We start from the raw sequence: 5,665 nt of genomic DNA, 5'->3' as shown, positions 1-5,665 counted from the left end.
CGCGGCCACCCCGGACGACGAGCCCGTCGCGGCCGACCCGGCTCCCGCGGCCGAGCCGGAGGCGGCACCTCGTCAGCGGCTGCGCCGGGCGTCGGCGCGCTCGGGCCCGCCCACCGCGAGCAGCTAGGCCGATCGGCACGGCCCGGCCGTCCACAGGTGGACGGCCGGGACCGTGACCCACAGGAGACCACGAACCCCTTGTGCCGCATGGGTCCTGGTGATTGAGTGCGCGAGGCCGTCGAGATCCACCCGTCTCCCCGGTGACACGTGACCCACTCGGTCCAGCCCCCTGGGGGATGCATGCGCTCTGCACGACGACGCACGACCACGGCCCTGGCAGCGAGCAGCACGCTCGCCGTCGCCGTGGCGCTCGTCCCGGCCGTGGCGGCAGACGCCGCGCCGACCCGCGACGCCAGCCCGATGGCCTCCGCCCGCTCCGCCGGGCACGGCGCCGCGGCGAAGCTCTCGACCAGCACCGACGCGACGGTCGACGTCCGCGTCGCCCGCTCGCGCACCGAGCAGCAGGCCGCTCAGCGCCGGCTCGCCACGGCCGTCGTCCGGCCGGGCGTGCAGCAGCTGCGCGACGCGCTCGGCAGCCAGGGCGTGCTCGACGTCGACCCGCTCACCGGCACGCCGCGCGAGGTCGCCAAGGTGAACGACTTCCTCACCGGCCGCAGCTCGGCCAAGGCCCGCGACGTCGCGCTGCGGTACGTGCGCAGCCACCTCGCGGCGTTCGGCCTCACGGCGAAGGACCTGCAGGGCCTGAAGCTGCAGCGCGACTACGTCGACGTCGCCGGCATCCACCACCTGTCGTGGCTGCAGACCTCCGACGGCCTGGCGCTGTTCGGCAACGGCCTCAAGGCGAACGTCGCGAAGGACGGCCGGCTGATCAGCGTGCAGGGCTCGCCGGTGGCGAACCTGGCCGCGCCCGCCGCGCTGCGCGCCCCCGGGCTGAGCAGCTCGCGCCAGGCGGTCGCCGCCGCCCGCCGCGACCTGACCCAGGCGTCGACGAAGCCCGCCAAGGGCGACGTCGCCACCCAGGTGCTCTTCCGCACGCCGGGCGGCACCCGTCGCGCCTGGCAGGTCGTCACGATGGGCGCCTCCACGCCGTCCCTGCACGTGCTCGACGCCGAGTCCGGCCGGGTGCTCTTCAAGCAGTCGCTGACCTCCGACGCGAACGCGAAGGACACCACGCCGGCCACCAGCGCCAAGGTGTTCGAGAACTACCCGGGCGCGCCGAAGGGCGGCACCGCCCGCACCGTCGACCTCGCGAAGCTGGGCTACCTGCCGAAGGGCGCGCTGTCGCTGTTCGGCAACAACGCGCACACCTACACCGACGTCAACGACGACGACGCGGCCGGTGCGAGCGAGGAGGTCACCAACCAGGGCGCCAAGGGCTTCTCCTGGTCGCTGGTGCGCACGAACGTGGCCGACGAGCCGTGCACGTCGTTCGTCTGCACGTGGGACCCGTCGGTCGGCCGCTCCTGGGCCGCCAACCGCCAGCGCACCGCGGTGAACAACTTCTACCTGGTCAACAAGTTCCACGACCACCTCGCCAAGGCCCCCATCGGCTTCACCGAGGCCGCCGGCAACTTCGAGCTCATCAACTCGAGCGGCAAGGGCAAGGGCGGCGACCCGGTCATCGACGAGCCGCTCGACGGCGCGTCGACCGCGCCGGGCGGGTTGCCGGACGCCGGGCACATCGACAACGCGAACATGTCGACCCCGCCCGACGGGCAGTCGCCGCGCATGCAGATGTACCTGTTCCACCAGCCGGGCACCACGTACCCGGACGGCGACCCCTTCATCGCGAGCGCGGGCTCCGACGAGGCCGACGTCGTCTACCACGAGTACACCCACGGCCTGTCGAACCGGCTGGTCGTCGGCCCCGACGGCGTCTCGACCCTGAACTCGCAGCAGGGCGGCTCGATGGGCGAGGCGTGGTCCGACTGGTACGCCTTCGACTTCCTGAACGCGCAGGGCTACGCGCCCGACACCTCGGCGCCGGGCGAGGTCCGGGTCGGCGACTACGTGGGCGCGGGGCAGGACCTCATCCGCACCCAGCCGCTCGACTGCCCGGTGGGCACCACGTCCACGAAGTGCCCGGGCACCCCGGGTGCGGGCCCGGGCGGGTACACCTACGGCGACTTCGGCAAGATCATCGGCGCCCCCGAGGTGCACGCCGACGGCGAGATCTGGGGCGAGACGCTCTGGGACCTGCGCGGCAGGCTCGGCTCGAAGCTCACCGAGTCGCTCGTGACGCGGGCGATGGAGCTGGCCCCGGCCGACCCGTCGTACCTCGACATGCGCAACGCGATCCTGCAGGCCGACCTCACGATCTACTCCGGCCGTGACGTCTCGGCGATCTGGAAGGTCTTCGCCAAGCGCGGCATGGGCTACTTCGCCGGCACCACGGGCTCCGCGGACGTGGCACCGGTCGAGAACTTCTCGCTGCCGCCGAACGGCGTGCCCACCGGCGTGCTGAAGGGCACCGTCACCCAGGTCGGCACCGGTCAGGCCGTCCCCGGCGTCACCGTCGCCTTCGGCGGCCACGCGTCGGGCTTCGTCGAGAACCTCGCGGCCAAGACCGACGCCTACGGCCGGTACACGATCAAGAACGTGTACCCGGGCACCTACCCCGACGTCCTCGCCTCGGGCGCCGGCTACCTGCCGAAGGCCGTGACGGTGAAGATCGTCAAGGGCACCAACCGGCAGGACTACGCCCTGGTGCGCGACTGGGCGGCGTCGAACGGCGGTGCGACCGTCTCCGACACGAACGCCGGCGAGTACGCCGACTACGGGTGCGGGCCGCTCGCGCTCATCGACACCTCGCAGGGCGTCGGGCTCTCGGCCGACCTGCCGGCCGCGGGTGCGCCGGCCAAGTACGTCACGGTGAAGCTGCCGGCGGCGGTCGACGTCAGCACCATCCAGATCGACCCGGCCGGGTCGTGCGGTGACGACATCAGCGCCTCGACCGGCGACTACCGCGTCGAGACGTCGACCGACGGCACCACGTGGACGCCGGCCGCGGCGGGGCACTTCACCCCGGCGCAGATCCACACGCTGGCGCCGGTGGCGCTCACCGGGGGCACGAGCGGCGTGCAGTACGTGCGCTACACGATGCTCGGCACCCAGCTGGCCGACTTCGGGGTCAGCTGCGCCGACGCGCCGTACTCCGGCTGCAGCTTCGTCGACAGCGCGGAGCTCGTCGTCCAGGGCGTCCCCGCCGGCTGACGGCGGCTCGTCCGGGACGGCGCACGGCCGACGTCCGACCGGTGGCCCCCGCAGCACCTGCTGCGGGGGCCACCGGTTTGACCGGCACCGGCGTCGATCCGTAGTCTTGACCATCGGTGCGCTCCGCGCGCACCACCTGGGTGGGTTCGCGGCTCGACCGCGTCGGCAGCCCGGTCCGCCCGTCCCGAACGTCGAGAGAAGCGAGCTTCACGTGTACGCGATCGTCCGCGCTGGCGGCCGTCAGGAGAAGGTGTCCGTCGGTGACGTCATGGTCGTCGACAAGCTGCAGGCCCAGGCCGGTGACCGCGTCGACCTCCAGGCGCTCCTGCTCGTCGACGGCGGCACCGTGACCAGCGACGCCGACCAGCTGGCGAAGGCCAAGGTCGTCGCCGAGGTCGTCGGGCCGGAGAAGGGCCCGAAGATCACGATCATGAAGTTCAAGAACAAGACGGGCTACCGCAAGCGGCAGGGTCACCGTCAGCACCTGACCCGGCTCAAGGTCACCTCGATCGAGGCCTGACGGCCCCCTCCTGAAGGCAGGCAGATCCCATGGCACACAAGAAGGGCGCGTCCTCGACGCGCAACGGCCGCGACTCCAACGCCCAGCGCCTCGGCGTGAAGCGCTTCGGTGGCCAGGTCGTCGGCGCCGGCGAGATCATCGTCCGGCAGCGCGGCACCCACTTCCACCCCGGTGACGGCGTCGGCCGCGGCGGCGACGACACGCTGTTCGCGCTGGTCGAGGGTGCGGTCACCTTCGGCACCAAGCGCGGTCGCCGCACCATCTCGGTGCTGCCGCCGGCCTGATCGGCCGGCACCACACGCAACGCCTTCGAGGGGCGGGCCGATGACCACCATCGGCCCGCCCCTCGACGCGTTCCACCGCACGTCCCGCACCAGCCCCAGGAGCACCCGTGGCATCGTTCGTCGACCGAGTCGTGCTGCACGTCGCCGCGGGTGACGGTGGCAACGGCTGCGCCAGCGTGCACCGCGAGAAGTTCAAGCCGCTCGGCGGGCCGGACGGCGGCGACGGCGGCCGCGGCGGTGACGTCGTGCTCGTCGTCGACCCGAGCACCACGACGCTGCTCGAGTACCACCACCGCCCGCACCGCCGGGCCGGCAACGGCACGCAGGGCATGGGCAACTGGCGCGACGGCGCGAGCGGCGACGACCTCGAGCTGCGCGTGCCCGACGGCACCGTGGTGACCGGCGAGGACGGCGAGCTGCTGGCCGACCTGGTGGGGGAGGGCACCCGCTTCGTGGTCGCGAGGGGCGGGCGGGGCGGCTTGGGCAACTCGGCGCTGGCCTCGGCCCGGCGCAAGGCCCCGGGGTTCGCGCTGCTCGGCGAGCCGGGCGACGCCGGCGACTTCTTCCTCGAGCTGAAGTCGCTGGCCGACGTCGCGCTCGTGGGGTACCCGAGCGCCGGCAAGTCGAGCCTGGTGGCCGCCATGTCGGCGGCCCGGCCGAAGATCGCCGACTACCCGTTCACCACGCTGGTGCCGAACCTCGGCGTCGTGCAGGCGGGCGACGAGCGCTTCACGATGGCCGACGTGCCCGGGCTCATCCCCGGCGCGAGCGAGGGCAAGGGCCTGGGCCTGGAGTTCCTGCGGCACGTCGAGCGCTGCTCGGTGATGGTGCACGTGCTCGACTGCGCGACGCTCGACCCGGGCCGCGACCCGCTCACCGACCTCGACGTCATCGAGGCCGAGCTGCGCGCCTACACCGTCGACGAGACGCTCGGCGGCCGCCCGCTGGCCGAGCGCCCGCGCGTCGTGGTGCTGAACAAGGCCGACGTGCCCGAGGCGCTCGAGCTGGCCGAGATGGTGCGGCCCGACCTCGAGGCGCGCGGCCTGGAGGTGCACGTGGTGTCGGCGGCCACGCACCTGGGGCTGCGCGAGCTGGGGTACGCGCTGGCCGGTCACGTCGCCGCCGCGCGCGCCGCGATGCCGCCGCCGGCGCCCGAGCGGGTCGTGCTGCGACCGCGCGCCGTGAACGACAAGGGCTTCGAGGTGCGGGTCGAGCAGACCGCCGACGGCGTCCGGTTCAGGGTGCTCGGCGACCGCCCGGTGCGCTGGGTGCGGCAGACCGACTTCACGAACGACGAGGCGGTCGGGTACCTCGCCGACCGGCTGCACCGCCTCGGCGTCGAGGACCAGCTGTTCAAGGTGGGTGCCACGCCGGGCGCCGAGGTCGTCATCGGGCCGGGGGAGGGCGCGGTCGTCTTCGACTGGGAGCCCACGATGGTGGGTGGCGCCGAGCTGCTCGGGCACCGCGGGCAGGACCTGCGCGTCGCCGACCTGGGCGACCGGCCGACCCGCGACGAGAAGCGGCAGGCCCACGCCGACCGGCACGCGGCGCGCAGCCGCACGCAGGCCGACCTCGAGGCCGAGCGGGCCGCCGAGCAGGCGGGCGACGACCGGCGCACGGCGCGCAG

Annotated in this window: 4 protein-coding genes; all 4 read left to right on the top strand. The window is 73.6% G+C overall.

Going from position 1 to position 5,665, the window contains the following annotated elements; genetic code table 11:
* The first annotated feature begins 363 nt into the window (after window positions 1–363).
* The gene (locus tag ACYVI6_RS17870) at window positions 364–3,234 is read left to right on the top strand and encodes a M36 family metallopeptidase (protein ID WP_460447658.1); all 2,871 of its coding nucleotides are present in this window, start codon (window positions 364–366) and stop codon (window positions 3,232–3,234) included.
* A gap of 211 nt (window positions 3,235–3,445) precedes the next feature.
* A complete protein-coding gene (gene rplU, locus ACYVI6_RS17865; protein WP_460447657.1) occupies window positions 3,446–3,754 on the top strand; it encodes a 50S ribosomal protein L21 in 309 nt (102 codons plus the stop codon).
* Between the two features lie 29 nt (window positions 3,755–3,783).
* Window positions 3,784–4,038 carry a 50S ribosomal protein L27 gene (gene rpmA / locus ACYVI6_RS17860; protein WP_284287696.1) on the top strand — a complete coding sequence of 85 codons (255 nt, stop codon included), beginning with the start codon at window positions 3,784–3,786 and terminating at the stop codon, window positions 4,036–4,038.
* A 107-nt stretch (window positions 4,039–4,145) separates the two neighbouring features.
* Window positions 4,146–5,665 (top strand): GTPase ObgE (gene obgE, locus ACYVI6_RS17855; RefSeq protein WP_460447656.1); only part of this gene is annotated, 1,520 nt, incomplete at its 3' end.

This window comes from Angustibacter aerolatus (genome assembly GCF_054776675.1).
The sequence above is the reverse complement of the archived record's forward strand: the minus strand, read 5'-3'. Positions and strand labels throughout refer to the sequence as shown.

Excerpts from the sequence above, each read along its gene's own strand:
- rpmA (WP_284287696.1), top strand. The coding sequence starts at position 3,784 with ATGGCACACAAGAAGGGCGCGTCCTCGACGCGCAACGGCCGCGACTCC.